This is a genomic window from Nocardioides sp. PD653-B2, from assembly GCF_002117935.1.
Taxonomy (GTDB): Bacteria; Actinomycetota; Actinomycetes; order Propionibacteriales; family Nocardioidaceae; genus Nocardioides.
Window position 1 is genome coordinate 21,995 of record NZ_BDJE01000027.1, and the last position, 20,187, is coordinate 42,181.

The 20,187-nt window shown below is 70.4% G+C and carries 20 protein-coding genes; 8 read left to right on the plus strand and 12 right to left on the minus strand.

Annotated features, from left to right (window positions below; all coding sequences use genetic code 11):
• Nucleotides 1–33 precede the first annotated feature (33 nt).
• On the minus strand, nt 34–765 hold the full coding sequence (locus PD653B2_RS12270) for a response regulator transcription factor (RefSeq protein WP_085872669.1): 732 nt from the start codon (nt 763–765) through the stop codon (nt 34–36).
• A gap of 405 nt (nt 766–1,170) precedes the next feature.
• Here PD653B2_RS12270 and PD653B2_RS12275 point away from each other — a divergent pair, with 405 nt between their 5' ends.
• The 5 genes from PD653B2_RS12275 to PD653B2_RS25675 are packed head-to-tail and all read left to right on the plus strand — an operon-like array spanning nt 1,171 to nt 4,891.
• Entirely contained in the window at nt 1,171–2,151 is a 981-nt protein-coding gene (locus PD653B2_RS12275) for a PP2C family protein-serine/threonine phosphatase (protein ID WP_242665262.1), read from the plus strand.
• Nucleotides 2,148–4,124 (plus strand): glycosyltransferase family 2 protein, encoded by a 1,977-nt coding sequence (locus PD653B2_RS12280; protein WP_085872671.1) that lies wholly within the window; start codon nt 2,148–2,150, stop codon nt 4,122–4,124. Before PD653B2_RS12275 ends, PD653B2_RS12280 begins: the two co-directional genes overlap by 4 nt.
• Entirely contained in the window at nt 4,121–4,456 is a 336-nt protein-coding gene (locus PD653B2_RS12285; protein WP_085872672.1) for an STAS domain-containing protein, read from the plus strand. Before PD653B2_RS12280 ends, PD653B2_RS12285 begins: the two co-directional genes overlap by 4 nt.
• Nucleotides 4,449–4,751, plus strand: a complete 303-nt coding sequence (locus tag PD653B2_RS12290) for a hypothetical protein (RefSeq protein WP_085872673.1) — start codon at nt 4,449–4,451, stop codon at nt 4,749–4,751. The genes PD653B2_RS12285 and PD653B2_RS12290 overlap by 8 nt, the downstream gene beginning before the upstream one ends.
• Nucleotides 4,752–4,762: 11 nt before the next feature.
• Nucleotides 4,763–4,891, plus strand: a complete 129-nt coding sequence (locus PD653B2_RS25675; protein ID WP_165763454.1) for an ATP-binding protein — start codon at nt 4,763–4,765, stop codon at nt 4,889–4,891.
• On the opposite strand, the gene PD653B2_RS24940 is transcribed toward PD653B2_RS25675, so the two are convergent.
• Nucleotides 4,888–5,052, minus strand: a complete 165-nt coding sequence (locus tag PD653B2_RS24940; protein WP_165763455.1) for a hypothetical protein — start codon at nt 5,050–5,052, stop codon at nt 4,888–4,890. The two genes, PD653B2_RS25675 and PD653B2_RS24940, sit on opposite strands and share 4 nt — an antisense overlap.
• Before the next feature lie 97 nt (nt 5,053–5,149).
• Between PD653B2_RS24940 and opgC the strand changes: the two genes are divergently transcribed.
• Nucleotides 5,150–6,598: an OpgC domain-containing protein gene (gene opgC / locus PD653B2_RS12295; protein ID WP_085872674.1), complete on the plus strand. Its 1,449-nt coding sequence runs from the start codon at nt 5,150–5,152 to the stop codon at nt 6,596–6,598.
• A gap of 86 nt (nt 6,599–6,684) precedes the next feature.
• Here opgC and PD653B2_RS12300 read toward each other — a convergent pair whose 3' ends face one another.
• Nucleotides 6,685–8,910, minus strand: a complete 2,226-nt coding sequence (locus PD653B2_RS12300) for a 3-hydroxyacyl-CoA dehydrogenase NAD-binding domain-containing protein (RefSeq protein WP_085872675.1) — start codon at nt 8,908–8,910, stop codon at nt 6,685–6,687.
• Nucleotides 8,911–9,100: 190 nt separating this feature from the next.
• Nucleotides 9,101–10,312, minus strand: a complete 1,212-nt coding sequence (locus PD653B2_RS12305) for an acetyl-CoA C-acetyltransferase (protein WP_085872676.1) — start codon at nt 10,310–10,312, stop codon at nt 9,101–9,103.
• A 155-nt stretch (nt 10,313–10,467) separates the two neighbouring features.
• Here PD653B2_RS12305 and PD653B2_RS12310 point away from each other — a divergent pair, with 155 nt between their 5' ends.
• Both PD653B2_RS12310 and PD653B2_RS12315 read left to right on the plus strand, forming a co-directional pair.
• Nucleotides 10,468–11,202, plus strand: coding sequence for a MerR family transcriptional regulator (locus PD653B2_RS12310; RefSeq protein WP_085872677.1), 735 nt, complete (start codon nt 10,468–10,470; stop codon nt 11,200–11,202).
• 9 nt (nt 11,203–11,211) lie between these two features.
• On the plus strand, nt 11,212–12,123 hold the full coding sequence (locus tag PD653B2_RS12315) for an NAD(P)H-binding protein (protein ID WP_085872678.1): 912 nt from the start codon (nt 11,212–11,214) through the stop codon (nt 12,121–12,123).
• Between the two features lie 23 nt (nt 12,124–12,146).
• Here PD653B2_RS12315 and PD653B2_RS12320 read toward each other — a convergent pair whose 3' ends face one another.
• The 8 genes from PD653B2_RS12320 to PD653B2_RS12355 all read right to left on the minus strand — a co-directional run bounded on the left by PD653B2_RS12320 (nt 12,147) and on the right by PD653B2_RS12355 (nt 20,175).
• The gene (locus PD653B2_RS12320; protein WP_085872679.1) at nt 12,147–12,830 is read right to left on the minus strand and encodes a CPBP family intramembrane glutamic endopeptidase; all 684 of its coding nucleotides are present in this window, start codon (nt 12,828–12,830) and stop codon (nt 12,147–12,149) included.
• Nucleotides 12,831–12,896: 66 nt separating this feature from the next.
• Nucleotides 12,897–14,363, minus strand: coding sequence for a DEAD/DEAH box helicase (locus PD653B2_RS12325; RefSeq protein ID WP_085872680.1), 1,467 nt, complete (start codon nt 14,361–14,363; stop codon nt 12,897–12,899).
• A gap of 209 nt (nt 14,364–14,572) precedes the next feature.
• Nucleotides 14,573–14,767, minus strand: coding sequence for a CsbD family protein (locus PD653B2_RS12330; RefSeq protein ID WP_085872681.1), 195 nt, complete (start codon nt 14,765–14,767; stop codon nt 14,573–14,575).
• A 51-nt stretch (nt 14,768–14,818) separates the two neighbouring features.
• Complete coding sequence (locus PD653B2_RS12335; protein ID WP_085872682.1) at nt 14,819–16,261, minus strand: flavin-containing monooxygenase; 1,443 nt, start codon at nt 16,259–16,261, stop codon at nt 14,819–14,821.
• Between the two features lie 39 nt (nt 16,262–16,300).
• The gene (locus tag PD653B2_RS12340) at nt 16,301–17,455 is read right to left on the minus strand and encodes a CaiB/BaiF CoA transferase family protein (RefSeq protein ID WP_085872683.1); all 1,155 of its coding nucleotides are present in this window, start codon (nt 17,453–17,455) and stop codon (nt 16,301–16,303) included.
• A 277-nt stretch (nt 17,456–17,732) separates the two neighbouring features.
• A complete protein-coding gene (locus PD653B2_RS12345; protein WP_085872684.1) occupies nt 17,733–18,464 on the minus strand; it encodes an amino acid ABC transporter ATP-binding protein in 732 nt (243 codons plus the stop codon).
• Entirely contained in the window at nt 18,461–19,309 is an 849-nt protein-coding gene (locus tag PD653B2_RS12350; protein WP_242665260.1) for an amino acid ABC transporter permease, read from the minus strand. The genes PD653B2_RS12345 and PD653B2_RS12350 overlap by 4 nt, the downstream gene beginning before the upstream one ends.
• Nucleotides 19,306–20,175: an ABC transporter substrate-binding protein gene (locus PD653B2_RS12355; protein WP_085872685.1), complete on the minus strand. Its 870-nt coding sequence runs from the start codon at nt 20,173–20,175 to the stop codon at nt 19,306–19,308. Before PD653B2_RS12355 ends, PD653B2_RS12350 begins: the two co-directional genes overlap by 4 nt.
• Nucleotides 20,176–20,187 lie beyond the last annotated feature (12 nt).

Below are 20,187 nucleotides of genomic sequence, written 5' to 3' on the forward strand. Positions count from 1 at the left end.
GGAGCCGTCGACCATGGGCCTCGTGGCAGCGGTTCAGGCTCGGGGGACGAGTGCGTAGCTGGTGCCCTCGACGGTGCGGATCCAGTCGTGCCTCCCACCGGACTTGCGCAGCTTGCGGCGCAGGTTGCCCACGTGCAGGTCGACCAGGTAGTCCGACTCGATGAAGTCGCCCGCCCACACCGCGCCCGCCAGGTCCCGACGGCTCCAGACCCGTCCGGGCTCGCTCGCCAGGGCACGGAGGATGTCCACCTCCGTCGGCGTCAGGGGGACCGCCTCGCCGTCCAGCATCGCCACGTGGCGGACGGGCACCAGCACCAGCCCTCCCCCGGCCTCGACCACCTGGTCGGACGACGGCTCGTCCTCGACCACGGCGCGCGCACCGTCCCCACCGGACACGGGGGTGCGCGTGCGGCGCAGCAGCGCGGCGACGCGAGCGGAGAGCTCGCGCGGCGAGAACGGCTTCGGCAGGTAGTCGTCGGCACCGAGGTCGAGGGCGAGCAACCGAATCAGCTCGTCGTTGTGGCTGGTGATCATCATGACGTAGGCGTCGCTGAACCCGCGCAGCTGGCGGCAGACCTCCGTGCCCTCGATGTCCGGGAGACCGACGTCGAGCGTCACGAGGTCGGGACGCAGCTCACGCACGAGCCGCAGGCCCTCCTCGCCCGTGGCCGCGACCGCGGTCTCCATCCCCGCGCCGGTGAGGACCGTCTCGATCAGAGCGCTGATGTCGTCGTCGTCGTCGACGACGACTGCCCGTTGAGCCATCCGTCATCTCCTCCCGAGTGGTCGATCCGGTGCTGCCGCACGAGCGACACGCACCCGCCGCGGGAGGCGGTCGTGCCACACCGTGGGTGCGCATGATATTCACATCCCTGACGTCGGTACGACGACGTGGGGGTTGAATCGGCTCGGGAAGGTCGGGGATGACTCAAGCCCACACACGCGACGCAGGAGTCCAGGCAGCAGCGGAGGCAGGGTCGGCGGGCGAGCTGCGCCGGCGACTCGCGTGGCGGACCCGAGGCTGCGCCTGCAGCAGTCGGAACGGTTCGACCGGATCACCCGGCTGGCGCGCACCATCTTCGGTGTCTCGATGTCGGCCATCACCCTGCTGGAGCACGACCGTGCCTGGTTCCCCAGCGCACAGGGGTCGGCGCCGAGCCGCCGGCGGACCTGCCGCGGGAGGAGACCTTCTGCGACCGGACCGTCGCCGGCGGTCGGCCGATGGTCGTCGAGGACGCGCGGGAGGACGATCGCTTCGCCGGCCTGCCCATCGTCGTCGGCGGCGTGCGCTTCTACGCCGGCGCGCCCCTCCAGGACGCGGGCGGCAACCTGGTCGGGACGCTCTGCCTCTTCGACGACCAGCCCGGCTCGCTGGACGCCGAGCAGCTGCAGACGCTCGAGGACCTCGCCGCCTGGGCGCAGCAGGAGCTTGCCGCGACCGGCGAGATGACCCGGGCGGTCGAGGTCCAGGCCTCGATGCTCCCGTCGGCCCCCCTGACCAGTGGGGAGTGGGCCATCGACGGCGTCTGCCTTCCGGCGCTGGCCGTCGGCGGCGACCTCTTCGACTACGGGATCGTCGGCGACGTCGTGCACTTCGGTCTGGGCGACGTGATGGGCAAGGGCACCGGAGCGGCCCTTCTGGGCGCCGGCGTCCGGTCCGCGATCCGCAGCACCCACGCAGCGGTCGTCGCCGGGGTGGACCTGGGCGTGACCACGACCCAGGTGGCCCGCGGCCTGGCCGCGGACCTCGCTCGAGCCGAGTCGTTCGTGGCCCTGTTCGAGGCGGCCGTGGACCTCGACGACGGCTACCTGCGCTACGTCGACGCCGGCATGGGACTGTGTCTCGTGGTCCGGGCGGACGGCCGCATCGAGCGCCTCTCCGCGGACAACCTGCCGATCGGCGTGCTCCCTGACGACCATTGGACCGAGCAGCAGACGACCCTCGAGCTGGGCGACCGGCTACTGCTCTTCAGCGACGGCCTCCTGGATCTCGTCGACGACCCGGTGAGCTGGTGGGAACCCATCGGGCGACTCGTCTCCGAGCACGACGATCCCTCCACGCTGTTGGACGCGATCGCCCTGCTCACGGTCGCGACCGTGCCCACTGACGATGTCACCGCGGTCGCGGTGTACCGCCGGGCGGTGTCATGACTCGCCGCCTTCTCCTCATCCGGCTCGTGGTCCTCCTGACCGCGCTGCTGGGCACCAACTACGTCGTGTGGCGATGGCTGTTCTCCGTGAACTGGTCGGCGTGGTGGTTGGCCGTGCCCCTGGTGGTCGCCGAGACCTACAGCCTCATCGACTCCCTCCTCTTCGGCCTGACCATGTGGCGTCTCAAGGACCGCGGCGAGCCGCCGCCGGCGCCCCCGGACCGCACCGTCGACGTGTTCATCGCGACCTACAACGAGCCGGTCGACATGGTGATGACGACCGCGCGCGCGGCGCTGGCCATCACCTACCCCCACGAGACCTGGATCCTCGACGACGGCAACCGTCCCGAGATGCGCGCCGCCGCCGAGGCGGAGGGGATCGGCTGGATCACCCGCTCGGCCGACTGGACGAACATGCCGCGGCACGCGAAGGCCGGCAACCTCAACAACGCCCTGCTCTCGACGGAGGGCGAGTTCCTGCTCATCCTCGACGCCGACCAGGTGCCGCTCCCCGAGATCCTCGACCGCACCCTCGGCTACTTCGAGGACGAGCAGATGGCCTTGGTCCAGACCCCGCAGTGGTTCGTGAACGTGCCCGAGAGCGACCCGCTCGGGAGCCAGGCGCCGCTCTTCTACGGCCCGATCCAGCAGGGCAAGGACGGCTGGAACGCCGCGTTCTTCTGCGGCTCGAACGCCGTCATCCGGCGCGAGGCCCTCATGCAGCTCGGGGTCTCGCGGTACGCCGGCGAGGTCGAGGTCGGCGTGCACCGGGCGCTGCGGACCGCAGGCACCGTCATCGAGCGGGCCCGCAAGCAGCTGGGCCCCGGCGACGAGGGCGTGGTCCGGGCCCTGGACCAGATCCAGTACGACATCGGGCGGGCCCGCCGCGAGCTCGCCCGCGGCGTCGCGCTGTTCGACGTGACCTACCGGTTCCAGCAGCGGATCGCCGTGATCCGGCGCGAGCTGGTGGAGGCAGACCTGACCGCGCTCCAGGCCGACCTGGCGGTGATCCGCGAGCTGGAGGCGATCGCCGGCGAGCCCGGCGAGGGCCTGGCCACGCTGAGCCCGGTGGCCCTGGAGCAGATGGCGCACCGCGACTGGTCGCCGCTCGGCGCCGTCGAGACGGTCCAGGCGCTGGTCGACGCCGTCGACGTGAGCCGGTCCGACGAGGCCCAGCCGATCATGCCGCTGGCGACCATCTCGGTCACCGAGGACATGGCGACCTGCATGCGGCTGCACGGCCTGGGCTGGCGCTCGGCGTACCACGACGAGGTGCTGGCGCACGGTCTTGCACCGGAGGACCTGTCGACGATGCTGACCCAGCGGCTGCGGTGGGCGCAGGGCACCGTGCAGGTGATGTTCCGGGAGAACCCGCTGGTCCAGAGGCGGCTGACCTGGGCCCAGCGGCTCATGTACTTCGGGACCATGTGGAGCTACCTGTCCGGCTTCGCCGCGATCGTCTACATCGGGGCACCGGTGGTCTACCTGACCCTCGGCATCCTGCCGGTCCAGGCGCTCAGCACCGACTTCTTCCTCCGGCTCGTGCCGTTCCTGATCGTCAACCAGCTGCTCTTCTTCATCGTGGCCGCGGGCCGGCCGACCTGGCGCGGCCAGCAGTACTCCCTCGCCCTGTTCCCGGTGTGGATCAAGGCGTTCACCTCCGCCTTCGGCAACGTCTTCCTCCGCCGCGACCTGGACTTCGCGGTCACCCAGAAGACCGGCGCCTCCGACGAGGGGCCGCGGTGGGACCTGATCAAGCCGCAGCTGATCGCGATGGGCGCCCTCGTCCTCGCCGTCGGGGTCGGGCTGGTCCGGCTCGCGGTCGGCCAGGCCACGCCGTTCGGCACGCTCTTCAACATCGTCTGGGTGCTGTTCGACCTCGCGATCTTCTCCGTCATCATCCGCGCAGCGCTCTACCGCGGCTTCGACCCCGGCGTCTCCCCCGAGACGCCCCATGGAGGCGCAACCACATGATCGAAATCGATGTCCACCGACGACCCGACGGCGTGGCCGTCGTGGTGCCGAAGGGGCGGCTCAACATGGTGGCCGCCTGGCAGATGAAGGAGATCCTCGCGCTCCTCGTCAGCGAGGGATCGGCCCGGATCGTCGTCGACCTGGAGCAGACGACGTTCCTCGACTCGTCCGGGCTGGGGGCTCTGATCGGCGGCCTGAAGAGCGCCCGTCAGGCCGGCGGCGACCTGCGGATCGCCCGGCCGACGGCGGAGGTGATGACGGTCTTCCAGCTGACCAACATGGACAAGGTGCTGCGACCTCGTGACGACGTCGACAGCGCGTTCGATGTCTGAGGGCGGCTCGAGGGACGTCCACCGGACGTTCTCGATGCCGACCAACCCGGACGCGCTCGAGCTCGCGCACGAGGAGCTCGCGCTGCTCTGGGACGACGCCGGCCCGATCGCGCCGACCGACCGGATGCGCTTCGAGCTCGCGGTGATCGAGATCCTCGGCAACATCGTCGAGCACGCCTGGATCGCCGACGACCGGCACCCGTCCGCGCGGCGACTGACCCTGGAGCTCTCCGCCACGACGAGCGGCTGGACGCCGTCCTCGGCGACAACGGGATCCCGGCGTCGATCGACCTGAGCGCCGCGAGCATGCCCGACGCCGACGCGGAGTCCGGTCGGGGCCTCGCGCTCACCCTGGCAGCCGTCGACTCCCTCGACTACGAGCGTGACGGAGGGCGCAACGTCTGGAGGATCCGATGCGACCGGCAGCCCGGCTAGTCGCGGCGCTCGCGGTCGCCCTCGGCGTCCTGCTGCTGGGCGGCCCCGCGGTGGCTGCGGACGACGACGTCCCGACGCCCGCACCCGGCCGGCCCTGGTTCGGACCCGGCCTCGACTGGACCAAGGACAGCGCGGCGTCGTACGCCGACCGAGCTGGACATCAAGCAGAGCTGGTGGCGCCAGGTCTTCGCAGCGGCCGACGACCACCCGCTGGTCGCCGGGATCTCCTGGCTGGAGCAGCGGCGGCCCGAGGCGGAGGTGCAGGGCGACGTCGTCGACTGGCGCGCGACCCGCACCGACGAGCTGTCGACCGCGCTGCTGGCCGACCTGCGCAGCTCCGCCGTCGTCGTCGGCCCGGTCACCCGGGTGCTCGACCAGGAGGCGGCCAACGAGGCGACCGCCCAGGGCCGGCTGCCGGACGTCGACGACGGCGGCGAGCTGGGATGGATCGTCCTCTGCGCGGCGCTGCTCGCGATCGTCTTCGTCTTCGCCGGGTTCGCCGGACGGTTCATCCCGTCCTGGCGCTACCCGGACGAGCACGACCCGCGCGACAAGCGGCTCGACCTGTTCCGCGGCTGGATCATCCTGACCGTCGTCCTGACCCACACCGAGCTCACCAGCCCGTACTCCCACATCAGCCTCAACGCGATCGGCGCCATCACGGGCGCCGAGATGTTCGTGCTGCTGAGCGGCATCGTGCTCGGCATGATCTACGCGCCCACGGTGCGCAAGCTCGGCGAGTGGGGCACCGCGGTCGTGATGTGGAAGCGGGCCCGCAAGCAGTACCTCGTGGCCCTGGTCGTGGTGCTGCTGGTCTTCCTGATCGGCCTGCTGCCGTTCGTCGACGCGACCGCGATCACGACGTTCACCGACCGGGGCACGGGCGAGAACGGCCAGCAGGTGAAGGGGCAGGTCTACGACCTCTACGCCAACGCGCCGCGGCTCTTCGACTACCCGCCGCCGTGGTACGCCGTGAAGCAGCTGCTGCTGCTCCAGATGGGCCCGTGGGTCTTCAACATCATGGGTCTGTTCGTGGTGCTCAGCCTGCTCCTGCCACCGATGATGTTCCTGGTCCGGCGCGGGCTGTGGTGGGTGCTGCTGGCGATCTCGTGGGCCGCGTTCGTCTACTCCGCGACGTCCTCACCGCACTGGCTGCCCTCGCAGTTCGAGGACGTGTTCCCGCTGCTGACCTGGCAGATCGCCTTCACCCACGGGCTGGTCATCGGCCACTACCGCCGGCAGCTCACCGCAGCACTCACCACCCGGATCGGCAAGATCGGGTGCACGATCTTCGTGCTCGGGTACGCCGGGTCGCTGGTCTACCTCTGGCTGGGCCACACCTATGACTTCGTGGCCACGCCGTTCCCCGACACGGCGTACGGCTGGCTCTACGAGAACGCCTACACCCGGATCTTCCTGCAGCCCGGCCGGCTCCTCGACCTGGCCCTGATGATCGTGGTGGCCTTCGCCTTCCTCACCACCTGCTGGAAGCCGGTCAACGCGGTGGTCGGCTGGTTCTGGACCCCGCTCGGCGCCGCCAGCCTCTACGTGTTCATCGTGCACGTGCTCTTCGTGCTGGCGATCGCCAACATCCCGGGCCTGGACCGGGGCAGCCTCTGGCAGGGCACGCTCATCCACACCGTGGAGATCCTGCTGATCTGGCTGATGGTGAAGAAGCAGGTCCTGTTCTCAGTCATCCCGCGCTGAGCGGCATCACCGCCGCGGCGCCGGGGAAGGCGGGCATCCTGCCCGCCTCCCCCGGCCCGACCTTCACGACCGGGTGAGCGGATCGCTCATGCCGGGAAGGACCCGTTCTCGGCGGCCAGGTCGCGCAGGTAGGCCGTCGCGGTGAAGCGGTCGCCGTACCTCTCGGCGAGCTCGTCGGCGCGCTTCACGAACGCGCCCAGGCCGATCTGGCCCTCGGCGTTCTGGTAGCCCTGCATGTACTGCGCCGCGCCGCCGGTCATGGGCGGGAAGCCGATGCCCATGATCGAGCCGATGTTGGCCGCGGCGGCCGAGGTGATGACCCCCTCCTCGAAGCACTTCGCGGTCTCGAGCGCCTCGACGAAGAGCAGCCGCTCCTTCACGTCCTCGAACGGGATCGGCTCGGCCGCGACCGGGAAGGTCTCGGCCAGGCCGGGCCAGATCGACGCGCGCTTGCCGGACTCGTCGTAGTCGTAGAAGCCGGCGCCCTCGAGCCGTGACGGACGACCGATCTCGATCATCTTCGCGACGACCGCCTCGCCCGGGTGCGGGGTGTAGGTGCCGCCGGCGCGCTCGACGGCCTCCTTGCTGGCCTTGCCGATCTTGGCCATCAGCTCCATGTTCAGCTCGTCGCTCAGCTGGAGCGGACCGACCGGGTAGCCGTCCTGCGTGGCCGCCCGCTCGAGCGAGACCGGGTGCACGCCCTCGGCGAGCATCGCCAGGCCCTCGTTGACCATCGTGCCGATCACCCGCGAGGTGTAGAACCCGCGGCTGTCGTTGACGACGATCGGCGTCTTGCGGATCTGCTGCACGACGTCGTACGCCTTGGCCAGGGCCTCGTCGGAGGTCTCCTTGCCCTTGATGATCTCGACCAGCGGCATCTTGTCGACCGGGCTGAAGAAGTGCAGCCCGATGAAGTCCTGCGGACGGTCGACGCCCTCGGCGAGCTCGGTGATCGGCAGCGTCGAGGTGTTGGAGCACAGCAGCGCATCAGCGTTGACGTACGGCGCGATCTCGGCGAACACCTGCGCCTTGAGCGACGGGTCCTCGAAGACGGCCTCGATGACGAGGTCGCAGCCGGCGAGGTCGGCCGGGTCCTGCGTCGCCGTGATGCGGCCGAGCAGCTCGGCCTTCTTCTCCTCGGTCGACTTGCCGCGGGAGATCGCCTTGTCGAGCAGCTTCTCGGAGTAGGCCTTGCCCTTCTCGGCGTTCTCGACGGCGACGTCCTTGAGCACGACCTCCATGCCCGCGCGGGCACAGGAGTAGGCGATGCCGGCGCCCATCATGCCGGCGCCCAGCACGCCGACCTTGGTGGCCTTGAAGGGCTCGATGCCCTGGGGGCGCAGCTTGCCGGCGTTGATCGCCTGCAGGTCGAAGAAGAACGCCTGGATCATGTTCTTCGAGCCCTGGTTGACGATCAGGTTCGTCAGGTAGCGCGACTCGATGCGCGACGCGGTGTCGAAGTCGACCAGCGCGCCCTCGACCGCGGCGGACAGGATCGCCCGCGGCGCCGGGTAGACCGCGCCCTTGGTCTGCTTGCGCAGCAGCGCCGGGAAGGCCGGCAGGAAGCTCGCGAGGCCGGGCGAGGTCGGGGACCCACCGGGCATCTTGTAGCCCTGCTTGTCCCACGGGTTCTGGGTCTCGTCCGGGTTGGCCTTGATCCACGCCTTGGCGGCGGGCACCAGCTCCTCGCGGGTGGCGACCAGCTCGTCGACCAGGCCCTTCTCGAGCGCGGCGGCCGGCTTGAACTGGGTGCCGGGCAGCAGCACGTCCATCAGGGCGGACTGCAGGCCGAGCAGCCGGACCACGCGGGTGACGCCGCCGCCGCCGGGCAGCAGGCCGAGCGTCGACTCGGGCAGGCCGAGCGAGACCGAGCTGTCGTCGACCACGATGCGGTGGTTGCAGGCCAGGCAGATCTCGAAGCCGCCCCCGAGCGCAGCGCCGTTGATCGCGGCCACCACCGGCTTCGGGAAGAGCTCGAGCTTGCGGAGCCCGGCCTTGACGGCCTCGCCCATCGCGAAGACGGAGGCCGCGTCGGCCTTGGTCGCGGTGACCATGTTCTTCAGGTTGCCGCCGGCGAAGAAGGTCTTCTTCGCGCTGGCGATCACCACACCCGTCACGCTCTGCTCATCACTGGCCACCTCGTCGTACAGCCGCTGCACCGCGGAGGCCATCGACTCGAGGTAGAGCTCGTTCATGGTGTTGGCGCTGGCGGTGGGGTCGTCGAGGGTGAGCGTGACGATGCCGTCGGCGTCGCGGTCGTAGCGGACCGCGCTCTGCTTGTCGGTGTGGGGCTCAGAAGTGGTGGTGCTCATCGGATGTCCTGTTCTCTGCCGGTGGTTGAGGTGCGAGGCGCGCTAGCGCCGAGCCTCGAAACCACCTGTTCTGGAGTGGTGGTTGCCGTTCGCTGTCAGGTCACCGGGTCTCGACACGCGGGTCACGGCTTCGTTCCTCAGCCGTGCCGCTCGCTCGACCCCCATCAGTTGGCGTGACCTCGTGCCTCGGTCACACCAACTCCACGATCGTCGCGATGCCCATGCCGCCGCCGACGCAGAGCGTGGCGAGGCCGCGGCGCAGGTCGCGCCGCTGGAGCTCGTCGACCAGGGTGCCGAGGATCATCGCTCCGGTCGCGCCGAGCGGGTGTCCCATGGCGATGGCGCCGCCGTTGACGTTGGTGATCTCGTGGCTGATGTCGAGGTCGCGCATGAACCGCATGGCGACGGCGGCGAACGCCTCGTTGATCTCGAACAGGTCGATGTCACCGACCTCCAGGCCGGCCTTGGCCAGCGCCTTGCGGGCGGCCGGGGCCGGGCCGGTGAGCATGATCGTGGGGTCGGCGCCCGAGACGGCGGCCGAGATGATCCGGGCCCGCGGCGAGAGGCCGAGATCGACGCCGACCTGCTCGCTGCCGATCGCGACCAGCGAGGCGCCGTCCACGATGCCCGACGAGTTGCCCGCGTGGTGGACGTGGTCGATCCGCTCGACCCAGTGGTACTTCTCGAGCGCCACGTCGTCGAAGCCCGCGTCGGCGCCGATGCCGGCGAAGCTGGGCTTCAGCCCGGCCAGGCCCTCGGGGCTGGTGTCCGGGCGGATGGTCTCGTCGTGGTCGAGCACGGTCAGGCCGTTGATGTCCTTGACCGGGACGATCGCGTTGGCGAAGTAGCCGTTGGCCCACGCCTTGGCGGCCCGGTGGTGCGACTCGGCGGCGTACGCGTCGACGTCGTCGCGGGTCCAGCCCCCGAGGGTCGCGATCAGGTCGGCACCGATGCCCTGCGGGACGAAGCCGGTCGTCAGCGCGGTCGCCGGGTCGGAGGCCCAGGCCCCGCCGTCCGAGCCCATCGGCACGCGGCTCATCGACTCGACGCCACCGGCGAGGATCAGGTCCTCGAAGCCGCCGCGGATGCGGGACGCCGCCTGGTTGACCGCCTCGAGGCCCGAGGCGCAGAAGCGGTTGAGCTGCACGCCGGCGACGGTCTCGGGGTAGCCGGCCTTGAGTGCTGCGGTCTTGGCGATGTCGCCACCCTGCTCGCTCACGGGGGAGACGACGCCGAGCACGACGTCGTCGACGCGCGCCGGGTCGAGCGACGGGTTGCGCTCCTTGATCTCGTCGAGCAGGCCGACCACGAGGTCGACGGGCTTGACCTCGTGGAGGGTGCCGACCTTCTTGCCCTTGCCGCGCGGCGTGCGAATGTGGTCGTACACGAATGCTTCTGCCATGACCGTCCTAGCGATTGTTCGAGAATGGAGCGCCTGATCGGTGGTCCGCCGCGTCGTTGACGACCGGCTCTCTCGATTGTGACACTATTGCTGTCAGCGTCAAGGACGCGGTGTGTGGCCTGATTCACTCGACACGACCCTGGGAGGGGAGCGGCATGGACGAGACCGTCGAATCCCTGCGCGAGCTGCTGACCCTCGACGAGCTGACCAGCCGGGTCGGGATGAGCGTGCGCAACGTCCGCTTCTACACGACCAAGGGGCTGGTGCCGCCGCCGATCCGCCGGGGCCGCTCGGGCTACTACAGCCCCGACCACGTCGCCCGGCTCGAGCTCGTCCAGGAGCTCCAGGCGCACGGCTTCACGCTGTCCGCGATCGAGAAGTACGTCGCGGGCATCCCCGCCGACGCGACCCCCGAGGACATCGCCCTGCACCGCACGATGCTGGCGCCCTGGCAGGCCGACTCGCCGGTCGAGATGTCGCGCGCCGAGCTGGACACCCGCAGCGGGCGGACCCTGACGGACGAGGACCTGACCACCCTCGCCGCTCTCGGCATCGTCTTCCGCACCAAGCGCGGTCGCTACGAGGTGGCGGTCTCGCAGCTGGGAGTCGGCATCGGGCTGCTCGACCTCGGCTTCCCGACCGAGGCCGCGATCGCGGCCGCCGACGTCTACGCCGAGCACGGCCGGCAGATCGCCAAGGAGCTCAACGAGCTGTTCCGCACCATGGTGTGGCCCGTCTACAAGGAGTCCGGGGCGTCCCCCGACAAGCTCCGCGAGGTCGTCGAGCGGCTCAAGCCGCTGTCGATCGCCAGCCTCGTCTCGGCGTACGAAGCGGCCATGGACGAGACCCGGCGCGAGGGCATCGTCGAGCGCCAGCGTCGGCGCTCCTAGGGTGAGGACATGACGGAACCCCTCACCGTGCTGGTCACCGGCGCAACCGGCTTCATCGGCAAGCGGCTCGTGCCCGCCCTGGAAGACGCCGGACACACGGTCCGGGCGATGACCCGCCACCCCGAGACGTACGACGGTCCGGGCGAGGCGGTCTTCGGCGACGTGTCCGACCCGGGGACCCTCGGCGAGCCGCTCGACGGCGTCGACGTCGCGGTCTACCTCGTGCACGCGCTCGACGACGAGGACTTCGAGCGCAAGGACGCCGCCGCGGCGCGGGCGTTCGGTCTCGCCGCGGCCGCGAGCGGCACCCGCCAGATCGTCTACCTCGGCGGGCTCGGCAAGGACGACGACCAGCTGTCGGCCCACCTCCGGTCGCGGCGCGACGTCGAGCGGTTCCTCGGGGAGGCCGGCGTGCCGGTCACCGTGCTGCGCGCGGCGATCGTGGTCGGTGCGGGCGGCATCTCGTGGGAGATGACCCGTCAGCTGGTGAAGAACCTGCCGGCGATGGTGGTCCCCAAGTGGGCGAGCACGCTGACCCAGCCGATCGGGATCGACGACGTGATCCGCTACCTGATCGGCGTCATCGGCGTCGACGAGGCGCTCGGCCAGGTCTACGAGGTCGGCGGGGCCGACCAGCTGAGCTACCTCGACATGCTGCAGGAGGCGGCCGAGGTGATGAACGGCAAGCGGGTGCCGGTCGTCAAGGCGCCGGTGCTGACCCCCGGCCTGTCGGCGCACTGGCTGTCGTTCGTCACCGACGTCGACTCCACGACCGGTCGCAACCTGATCGACTCGATGGGCACCGAGGTGCTGCAGACCGACTACGCGATCCGTGACCTGGTGCCGGGCGAGCCGCTGACCTACGCCGAGGCCGTGCGGCGGGCGATCGCGGAGGGCAAGGAGTCCGAGAAGGTCACCTAGGTCCGTCCGCCGACGCGTCCTCGCTAGAAGATCAGCGGCAGAGCGAACAGCATCGTGGTCGACCAGGCGCAGTGCGTCAGGACCGGGCCCAGGATGCCCCCGGACGCGCGGCGCTCGAGCCCCACCACGACGCCGAGCAACAAGGCGGCGAAGGCCAGCATCACGTTGCCGGTCGCGAGGGTGGCGATCGCGTAGGCCACCGTCGTGATCGCGACCGGGTAGCGGGGCACGGCGGCGTAGGCCGCGCCGCGGAAGAACAGCTCCTCCGCGATGCCGTTGGCCGTCGTCACCAGGAGCACGAGCGGGCCGGAGCCCTGGTCGGCATGGTCGAGCACCGAGCGCACCTGGTCGCCGAGGAACGGGACCTCCCGGACGATCAACGCGCCCGCGACGAAGATCCCGGCCAGGGCCAGCCCCAGCACGATCGGCGTGACCACCGGCCTGCGCTGGACCTCCCCGTCGGCGATCCGGCCGAGGTGGAGCGGGCCGGACGCGACGGCGCCGACGGTCCACACGGCGGCCAGGGCCATGGTCCCGACATAGAACCAGGCACTGCCGGGTTCGATGCGCAGGGACAGTCCAAGGACGACCCCGCCGAGGACGACGAACAGCGCGGTGACGAGCTGCCGCTTGCGGAGCTCGGCCTGGGTCGACCGGTGGTCGCGCGGGACGACGTCCCACAGCGCACGCCGTAGCCAGGTCACCATGGTGTCCACCCCCTCGGAGAGTGCGGTCCCCCGTTCACCCGGGGGACCACACCTGAGAGACCGACTCTACGAGCGGCGTCCTGAGCTGAACGATGCGGCACTGTGCCGCGACGAGCCGCCGGACGCCTGCGTCGACGGGCCCGACCTGCGGCGCGAGCCGTTGCTGGGCTTGGCCGAGCCGCTCGTGGCCGTGCTCGGCTTGGACGAGGCGCCGGACCGGGTGCCGGAGCCGCCCGAGCGACCGCCACCGCCGGAGCGCGAGCGGTTGCGACCGCCGCCGGAGCGACCGCCACCCCCGCCGCCGCGGCCCGAGCTCTCGGCCGGCACGTCGACGACGAGGCCACCCGGGAGGGACCGCTCGCCGGGGGCGAGCTGGACGAGCATCGGGTGCGAGGCGCCCGTGATCTTGGTGATGGTCGGCTTGATGCCGGCCGCGCGGGTCAGGTCGCGCACGTCGCGCACCTGGTCGTCGGTCATCAGCGTGATGACCGTGCCCTTGGCGCCGGCGCGCGCCGTACGGCCGGAGCGGTGCAGGTAGGCCTTGTGCTCGACCGGCGGGTCGGCGTGGATGACCAGCGCCACGTCGTCGACGTGGATGCCGCGCGCCGCGATGTCGGTGGCGACCAGCGTGGTCGCGTGGCCGGCGTGGAAGGCGTCCATGTTGCGGGTGCGGGCGTTCTGGCTGAGGTTGCCGTGCAGCTCGACCGTCGGCACGCCGTTCTTGTTGAGCTGGCGGGTCAGCGCCTTGGCGCCGTGCTTGGTGCGCGTGAAGACGACCGTGCGGCCCGGGGCGCTGGCCAGGTCGGTCAGCACCGAGACGCGGCTGTCGCGCGAGAGGTGCAGCACGTGGTGGTCCATGGTCGAGACCGGCGACTGCGCCGAGTCGGCCTGGTGGGTCACCGGGTTGACCAGGAAGCGCTTGACGATGACGTCGATCGCCTTGTCCAGCGTGGCCGAGAAGAGCAGACGCTGGCCGCTGCGCGGCGTCTGGTCGAGGATGCGGCGAACGGCGGGCAGGAAGCCGAGGTCGGCCATGTGGTCGGCCTCGTCCAGCACGGTGATCTCGACCTGGCTGAGGTCGCAGTGACCCTGGCCGATGAGGTCCTCGAGCCGGCCGGGGCAGGCGAGCACGATGTCGGCGCCCTTGCGGAGGCCCTGCACCTGCGGGTTCTGGCCGACGCCACCGAAGACGGTGAGCGTGGTCAGGCCGGCCGTCTTGGCCAGCGGCTTGAGCGCGTCGTGGATCTGGTTCACGAGCTCACGCGTCGGCGCCATGATCAGCGCGCGCGGCTTGCGAGCCTGAGCCGGCCGGTTCGACGAGGTCAGCTTGCCGACCAGGGGGAGCAGGAAGGCGTAGGTCTTGCCGGAGCCGGTGCGGCCCCGGCCCAGGACGTCGCGGCCCGCGAACGAGTCGGCGAGCGTGGCGGCCTGGATGGGAGTCGGGGTGGTGATGCCGAGGTCCGTGAGGACGGCGACGAGGCTGCTGGGGACGCCGAGTTCGGCGAAGCCCGCAGCGGTAACTGCAGTAGACAAGAGAATTCACTCACTGTTGGCGTGTCTCGCCAAGCTGATCCCATCGGCGACAGAATCGGAGAAGCTGCCTCATTGAAGAGGGCCGCGGATCCACCCTTGCAGGGGACCAGCGCGGAAGCCCGAGGCAAGACGGAACGGGCTGCTTCGTCCACAGTAGCGGGGCGGCAGCCCGTTCCCTCAATCGCAGCAGTGTGCGTTGCGTTACGTGCCTACTTGGTGAGGCCGTCCTTGACGTCCTTGGCGGCGTCCTTGACGTGCTCGCCGGCCTGCTTGACCTTGCTGCCGGCCTGGTCGGCCTTGCCCTCGGCCTCGAGGTCGCGGTCGCCCGTGGCCTTGCCCGCCGACTCCTTGCCCTGGCCCTTGAGTTCGTCGACCTTGTTCTCGGCCTTGTCCTTGAAGCTCATGATGATCTCCGCTCTGGGTGGGTGACCCCTAGACAGTGACCGCTCCCGGCGTCACGCAAACCTGAGCACGCCGTCGTCGATGTCGTGCGTGCGGATGGTGCGGAGGTCGGAGAGGTAGTTCTGCTTGAGCAGCCACGGCGCCCGGTCGCCCTGCACCGGCAGGTCGTCGAGCGCGCGCAGCACGTAGCTCGACGAGAAGTCCATGAACGGCCGTTCCCCGACGGTCGGGTCGCGATCCGCGACGACCTGCCGGTGACCGTGCTCGTCCATGTGGCGCAGGAGGCGGACGACGTACTCCGTGACGAGGTCGGCCTTGAGCGTCCACGACGCGTTGGTGTAGCCGATCGTGTAGGCGAAGTTCGGCACCCCGCTGAGCATCAGCGCCTTGTAGGCCATGGTCTGGCGGGGCTCCACCTTCTCGCCGTCGACGGTCAGCTCGATGCCGCCGAACGGCATGATCTTCAGCCCGGTCGCCGTGACGACGATATCGGCCTCGAGCTCCTCGCCCGACGTGAGCCGGATGCCGGTCTCGGTGAAGGTCTCGATGGTGTCGGTGACGATCGACGCCGTGCCCCGGCGCAGTGCCGCGAACAGGTCGCCGTCGGGCACGAGGCAGAGGCGCTGGTCCCACGGGTCGTACGTCGGCTTGAAGTGCGTGTCGACGTCGAACCCCGGCGGGAGCTGCTTGATCGTGTTCTTGCGGATGAAGCCGCGCAGCACGTCGGGGCGCCTGCGGCTGAGCTGGTAGCTGCCCAGCGCCGTCAGGATGCTCTTCCAGCGGACCACCGGGAAGGCGATCCGCTCGGGCAGCCGCTCGAGCTTCTGGGCGATCGGGTCCCGACCCGGCATCGACAAGACGTACGTCGGCGAGCGCTGCAGCATGGTGACGTGCCCGGCGTCGGGCGCCATCGCCGGCACCAGCGTCACCGCGGTCGCGCCACTGCCGATGACGACGACCTTCTTCCCGGCGTAGTCGAGGTCCTCGGGCCACTGCTGGGGGTGCACGACCCGCCCGGCGAAGTCGTCCTGGCCGGGGAACTCGGGCGCGTAGCCGCTCTCGTAGTCGTAGTAGCCGGTGCAGCCGATCACGAACCCGGCCGAGATCCGGTGCGGGCCGTCGGGCGTCTCGACCTCGATCAGCCAGCGCGCCGCGGCGCTGTCCCAGTCGGCGCGGACGACCTTCTGGCGGTAGCGGATGAGCGTGTCGACGGCGTACTCCTGCGCGACGTCGCGCACGTACTCGAGGATCGACGGGCCGTCGGCCAGCGCCTTCTGGCCGCGCCACGGGCGCCAGCGGTAGCCGAGCGTGTACATGTCGGAGTCGGAGCGGACGCCCGGGTAGCGGAACAGGTCCCAGGTGCCGCCGCTGACGTCGCGCATCTCGAGCACCGCGAGGCTTCGCTGCGGGTGCTGGCGGCGGAGCTGGGCGGCCGTCCCGATGCCGGAGAGGCCCGCGCCGATGACCACGACGTCCAGGTGCTCGGTTTCGCTCATGGCACGACCTTACTGAATATCTGTCAACGGGCGTAGGGCTCAGGCCTGGACGGCGGCGCCGCTCGCGATCAGGTCGTCGACGCCCTCGACCCCCCAGGCGGTCAGCGCCTCGCGGGTGTGGGTGCCGGGCGCCGGCGGCGGCAGCCCGAGCGTCGACCGGGTGCGGGAGAACCGCGGCGCGGGCGCCGGCTGCGTCAGCCCCTCGTGCTCGACGAAGATCTCGCGGGCCGCCATGTGCGGGTGCTCGAACGCCTCGGAGAGCGGGAGGATCCCGGCCACGCAGGCGTCGGTGCCCTCGAAGACCTCGATCCACTCCGCCTGCGTCCGGCTCGCGAAGGTGTCGGTGAAGAGCTGCCGCATCTCGTCGTACCGGTCCAGGTCGCCCTGGCCCGGGCAGGTGTCCTCGACGCCGAGGAGGGTGACCAGCGTGGCGAAGAACTGCGGCTCGAGCGACCCGACCGACAGGTGCTTGCCGTCGGAGGTCTCGTAGACGTCGTAGAACGGGACGCCCCCGTCGAGGAGGTTGCTGGCGCGCTCCTCCCGGTAGCCGCCGCTGGCCAGGAACGCCGCGGACATGGCGTTGAGGTGGGCGGTGCCGTCGACGATGGCGGCATCGACGACCTGGCCCCGGCCGGAGACCTTCGCCTCGAGGAGGGCGGCGAGGATGCCGATGACGAGGTAGGTCGAGCCGCCGCCGAAGTCGCCGACCAGGTTGGCCGGGAAGTGCGGACGCCTCTTGTCCTGTCCCATCATGTGCAGCGCACCGGTGATCGCGATGTAGTTCATGTCGTGGCCGGCGGCCTGCGCGAGGGGACCGTCCTGCCCCCAGCCGGTCATCCGGCCGTAGACGATGCGCTCGTTGACGGCCCGGCAGTCGTCGGGCCCGAGCCCGAGCCGCTCGGTCACCCCCGGGCGCATGCCCTCGATGACGACGTCGGCGGTCTTCACGAGCTCCAGCACGGTCCGCACGGCGTCCGGGTTCTTCAGGTCGAGCGCCACGCTCGGCCGGCCGCGGTTGAGCACCATCGTCGTACCGCCGGCGAGCGCCTGCCCACCGGGCCGCTCCACCCGGATCACGTCCGCGCCGAGGTCGGCCAGGATCATGCACGCGTGCGGCCCCGGGCCGATGCCGGCGATCTCGACGACCTTCACGCCCCGCAGCGGCCCCGTGCCCTGACCCAGCTCGATGCTCATGGCGACGATGATGACAGAAGTGCTGTCAGCATCGCCGAGTCGGCGTGAGTTTCCCACCAGCCCCCGCCCAGTCGGCGCGAGCTTCCCACCAGACCCCGCCCAGGCGGCGTGAGTTTCCCACCAGACCCCGCCCAGTCGGCGTGAGTTTCCGGCGTACGGCGGGAACTCACGCCGACTCGGCACCATCTCAACGGAAACTCACGCCGACTCGGCACCATCTCAACGGAAACTGACGCCGACTCGGCGTCATTTTGGGGGAAACTGACGCCGGCTCGGCTCAGAGGACGCGGCGCAGGAACTGGCGGGTCCGCTCCTCGCGCGGGTTGCTGAAGATCTCGGCGGGCGGGCCCTGCTCGAGGATCCGGCCCTCGCTGAGGAAGCAGACCGACGTGGCGACCTCGCGGGCGAAGCTCATCTCGTGGGTCGCGAGCACCATCGTCATGCCCGACTCGGCCTCGGCCCGGACGATCTCGAGCACCTCACCGACCAGCTCGGGGTCGAGGGCGGCGGTGATCTCGTCGAGCAGCAGCAGGGTCGGCTGGGTGCAGAGCGCGCGCACCAGGGCGGCCCGCTGCTGCTGGCCGCCCGACAGGCGGTCGGGGTGCTTGGTGGCGTGGTCGGCGAGGCCGAACTTCTCCAGCAGCGACATCGCACGGGCCTCGGCGTCGGCCCGCTGCACGCCCTGCACCTTGCGCGGGGCGAGCGTGCAGTTGTCGAGCACGCTCAGGTGGGGGAACAGGTTGTAGGCCTGGAAGACCATCCCGATCCGCGACCGGATCCGGCGCGCGTCCACCCGCGGGTCCGAGATCTCGGCGCCCTCGAAGGTGATCATGCCGTCGTCGATGTCCTCGAGCAGGTTCAGGCACCGCAGCAGCGTCGACTTCCCCGACCCGGACGACCCGATCAGGCAGATCACGTCGTGGGCGTCGACCGACAGCGCGATGTCGTCGAGGACCACCCGGTCGCCGTACGACTTCCGCAGCCCGGAGACCTCCAGCAGCGCGCTCACAGCGCACCCGCCAGCTCACGTCGGCGGTAACGCGCGGACAGCCAGTCGGTCAGCCGGGCCAACGGCACCGTGAGCACGATGAAGAAGCACGCGACCACGACCAGCGGTGTGTAGTTGAAGTTGTAGTTGCCGTAGTCACGGGCCACGAAGACCGCCTCGAAGACGCCCGCCACCGAGGCGAGCGCGGTGTCCTTCTGCAGCGAGACGAAGTCGTTGAGCAGCGGGGGTACGACGCGCCGCACGGCCTGCGGGATCACGACGTGCCGCAGCGTCTGGCCGCGGGACAGGCCGAGCGCCTGGGCGCTGGCCCACTGCGACGGGTGCACCGACTCGATGCCGGACCGGAAGACCTCGGCGACGTACGCGCTGTAGGAGATGATCAGCGCCACCGTCGCCCAGAAGAACGCGCCGTTCGGTAGACCCTGGAGGTGCAGGGCCGGCATGCCGAACGCGAGCAGGTAGACGAGCAGCAGGGTCGGGATGCCCCGGATCACGTCCGTGTAGACGACCCCGACGATCCGCAGCGGCACCAGCCACGGCGACCGGCTGACCCGCGCCATCGCGATCAGCATCCCGAAGACCAGGATGAAGACCTCCGCGATGAGGAACATCTTGATGTTCAGCCAGATCGCGGCCCCGATGTCCGGCAGCGCCTCGCGCGCGTCGGGCCAGCTGAAGAAGAGCGCCTTCACCTGGGGCCAGCCGGGCGAGCCGGTGACCACCAGGCTGAGCACGACGAAGACGACGATCGTCATCGCCGTCGCGATCAGGACCGATCGCGTACGAAGCCGGCGACGGACCCGCCGGCGCTCGAGCTCGTGCTGGCTCGGAGTCCAGCCGGTCACTGGAGGGTGGGCACGTCCACGACGTCGGACAGCCACTGCTGCTCGATGTCGGCCAGCGTGCCGTCGTCCTTCAGCGCGGCCAACGCCTCGTTGACGCACGGGACCAGCTCGCTGCCCTTCTGGAACAGCATGCCGAACTCCTCCTGCTGCCCGGTCTCCGGCTGGAACTGGCCGATCAGGGTGCTCTGGGGGATCTCCACGGCCGAGATGTAGAACGCCGTGGGCAGGTCGGCGAGGATCGCGTCGACCTGGTCGTTCTGCAGCGCCTGCTTGGCGGCGTTCGTGTCCTCGAACGGGATCGCCTCGGTGTCGGGCTGGATGACGTCGCGGACCGCGGTCAGCGAGGTCGTGCCGGTCTGGGCGCCCAGTCGCAGGCCCTGGAGGTCGGCGAGGCTGGTGGCCTCGGCACCCGCGGTGCCCTTGAGCGCGATCACGGCCTGCGCCGCCGAGTAGTAGCCGTCGGAGAAGTCCACGGCCTGGGCGCGCTTCGCGCTGATCGAGATCTGGTTGATGTCGAAGTCGAACTTCTTGTCACCCGGGGCGTACGACGAGTTGAACGGGACCTTGACCCACGTCACCTGGTCCTTCGAGAAGCCCAGCTGCTCGGCCACGGCGTACGCCACCGCGGACTCGTAGCCCTTGCCGTTGGTGGGGTCGTTGTCGACGAACCACGGCTCGTACGCCGGGGAGTCGGTGCCGACGGTCAGCTGACCGCTGGTCTTGAGCGGCAGGTTGTCGGTCTCACACTGGCCCGCGCTGGCGGACGGCGCCACGGAGCCGGTGCTGGCGTCCTCCTCGGGCGCACAGGCCACGGTCGCGAGAAGCAGGGGCAGGGCGGCAACAGCCAGGGTCCGACGCAGGCGCATGGTCGAATCGTA

Excerpts from the sequence above, each read along its gene's own strand:
- PD653B2_RS12270 (WP_085872669.1), bottom strand. The coding sequence starts at position 765 with ATGGCTCAACGGGCAGTCGTCGTCGACGACGACGACGACATCAGCGCT.
- PD653B2_RS12280 (WP_085872671.1), top strand. The coding sequence starts at position 2,148 with ATGACTCGCCGCCTTCTCCTCATCCGGCTCGTGGTCCTCCTGACCGCG.
- PD653B2_RS12285 (WP_085872672.1), top strand. The coding sequence starts at position 4,121 with ATGATCGAAATCGATGTCCACCGACGACCCGACGGCGTGGCCGTCGTG.
- PD653B2_RS12290 (WP_085872673.1), top strand. The coding sequence starts at position 4,449 with ATGTCTGAGGGCGGCTCGAGGGACGTCCACCGGACGTTCTCGATGCCG.
- PD653B2_RS25675 (WP_165763454.1), top strand. The coding sequence starts at position 4,763 with ATGCCCGACGCCGACGCGGAGTCCGGTCGGGGCCTCGCGCTCACCCTG.
- PD653B2_RS24940 (WP_165763455.1), bottom strand. The coding sequence starts at position 5,052 with ATGTCCAGCTCGGTCGGCGTACGACGCCGCGCTGTCCTTGGTCCAGTC.
- PD653B2_RS12300 (WP_085872675.1), bottom strand. The coding sequence starts at position 8,910 with ATGAGCACCACCACTTCTGAGCCCCACACCGACAAGCAGAGCGCGGTC.
- PD653B2_RS12305 (WP_085872676.1), bottom strand. The coding sequence starts at position 10,312 with ATGGCAGAAGCATTCGTGTACGACCACATTCGCACGCCGCGCGGCAAG.
- PD653B2_RS12310 (WP_085872677.1), top strand. The coding sequence starts at position 10,468 with ATGGACGAGACCGTCGAATCCCTGCGCGAGCTGCTGACCCTCGACGAG.
- PD653B2_RS12315 (WP_085872678.1), top strand. The coding sequence starts at position 11,212 with ATGACGGAACCCCTCACCGTGCTGGTCACCGGCGCAACCGGCTTCATC.
- PD653B2_RS12320 (WP_085872679.1), bottom strand. The coding sequence starts at position 12,830 with ATGGTGACCTGGCTACGGCGTGCGCTGTGGGACGTCGTCCCGCGCGAC.
- PD653B2_RS12330 (WP_085872681.1), bottom strand. The coding sequence starts at position 14,767 with ATGAGCTTCAAGGACAAGGCCGAGAACAAGGTCGACGAACTCAAGGGC.
- PD653B2_RS12335 (WP_085872682.1), bottom strand. The coding sequence starts at position 16,261 with ATGAGCGAAACCGAGCACCTGGACGTCGTGGTCATCGGCGCGGGCCTC.
- PD653B2_RS12340 (WP_085872683.1), bottom strand. The coding sequence starts at position 17,455 with ATGAGCATCGAGCTGGGTCAGGGCACGGGGCCGCTGCGGGGCGTGAAG.
- PD653B2_RS12355 (WP_085872685.1), bottom strand. The coding sequence starts at position 20,175 with ATGCGCCTGCGTCGGACCCTGGCTGTTGCCGCCCTGCCCCTGCTTCTC.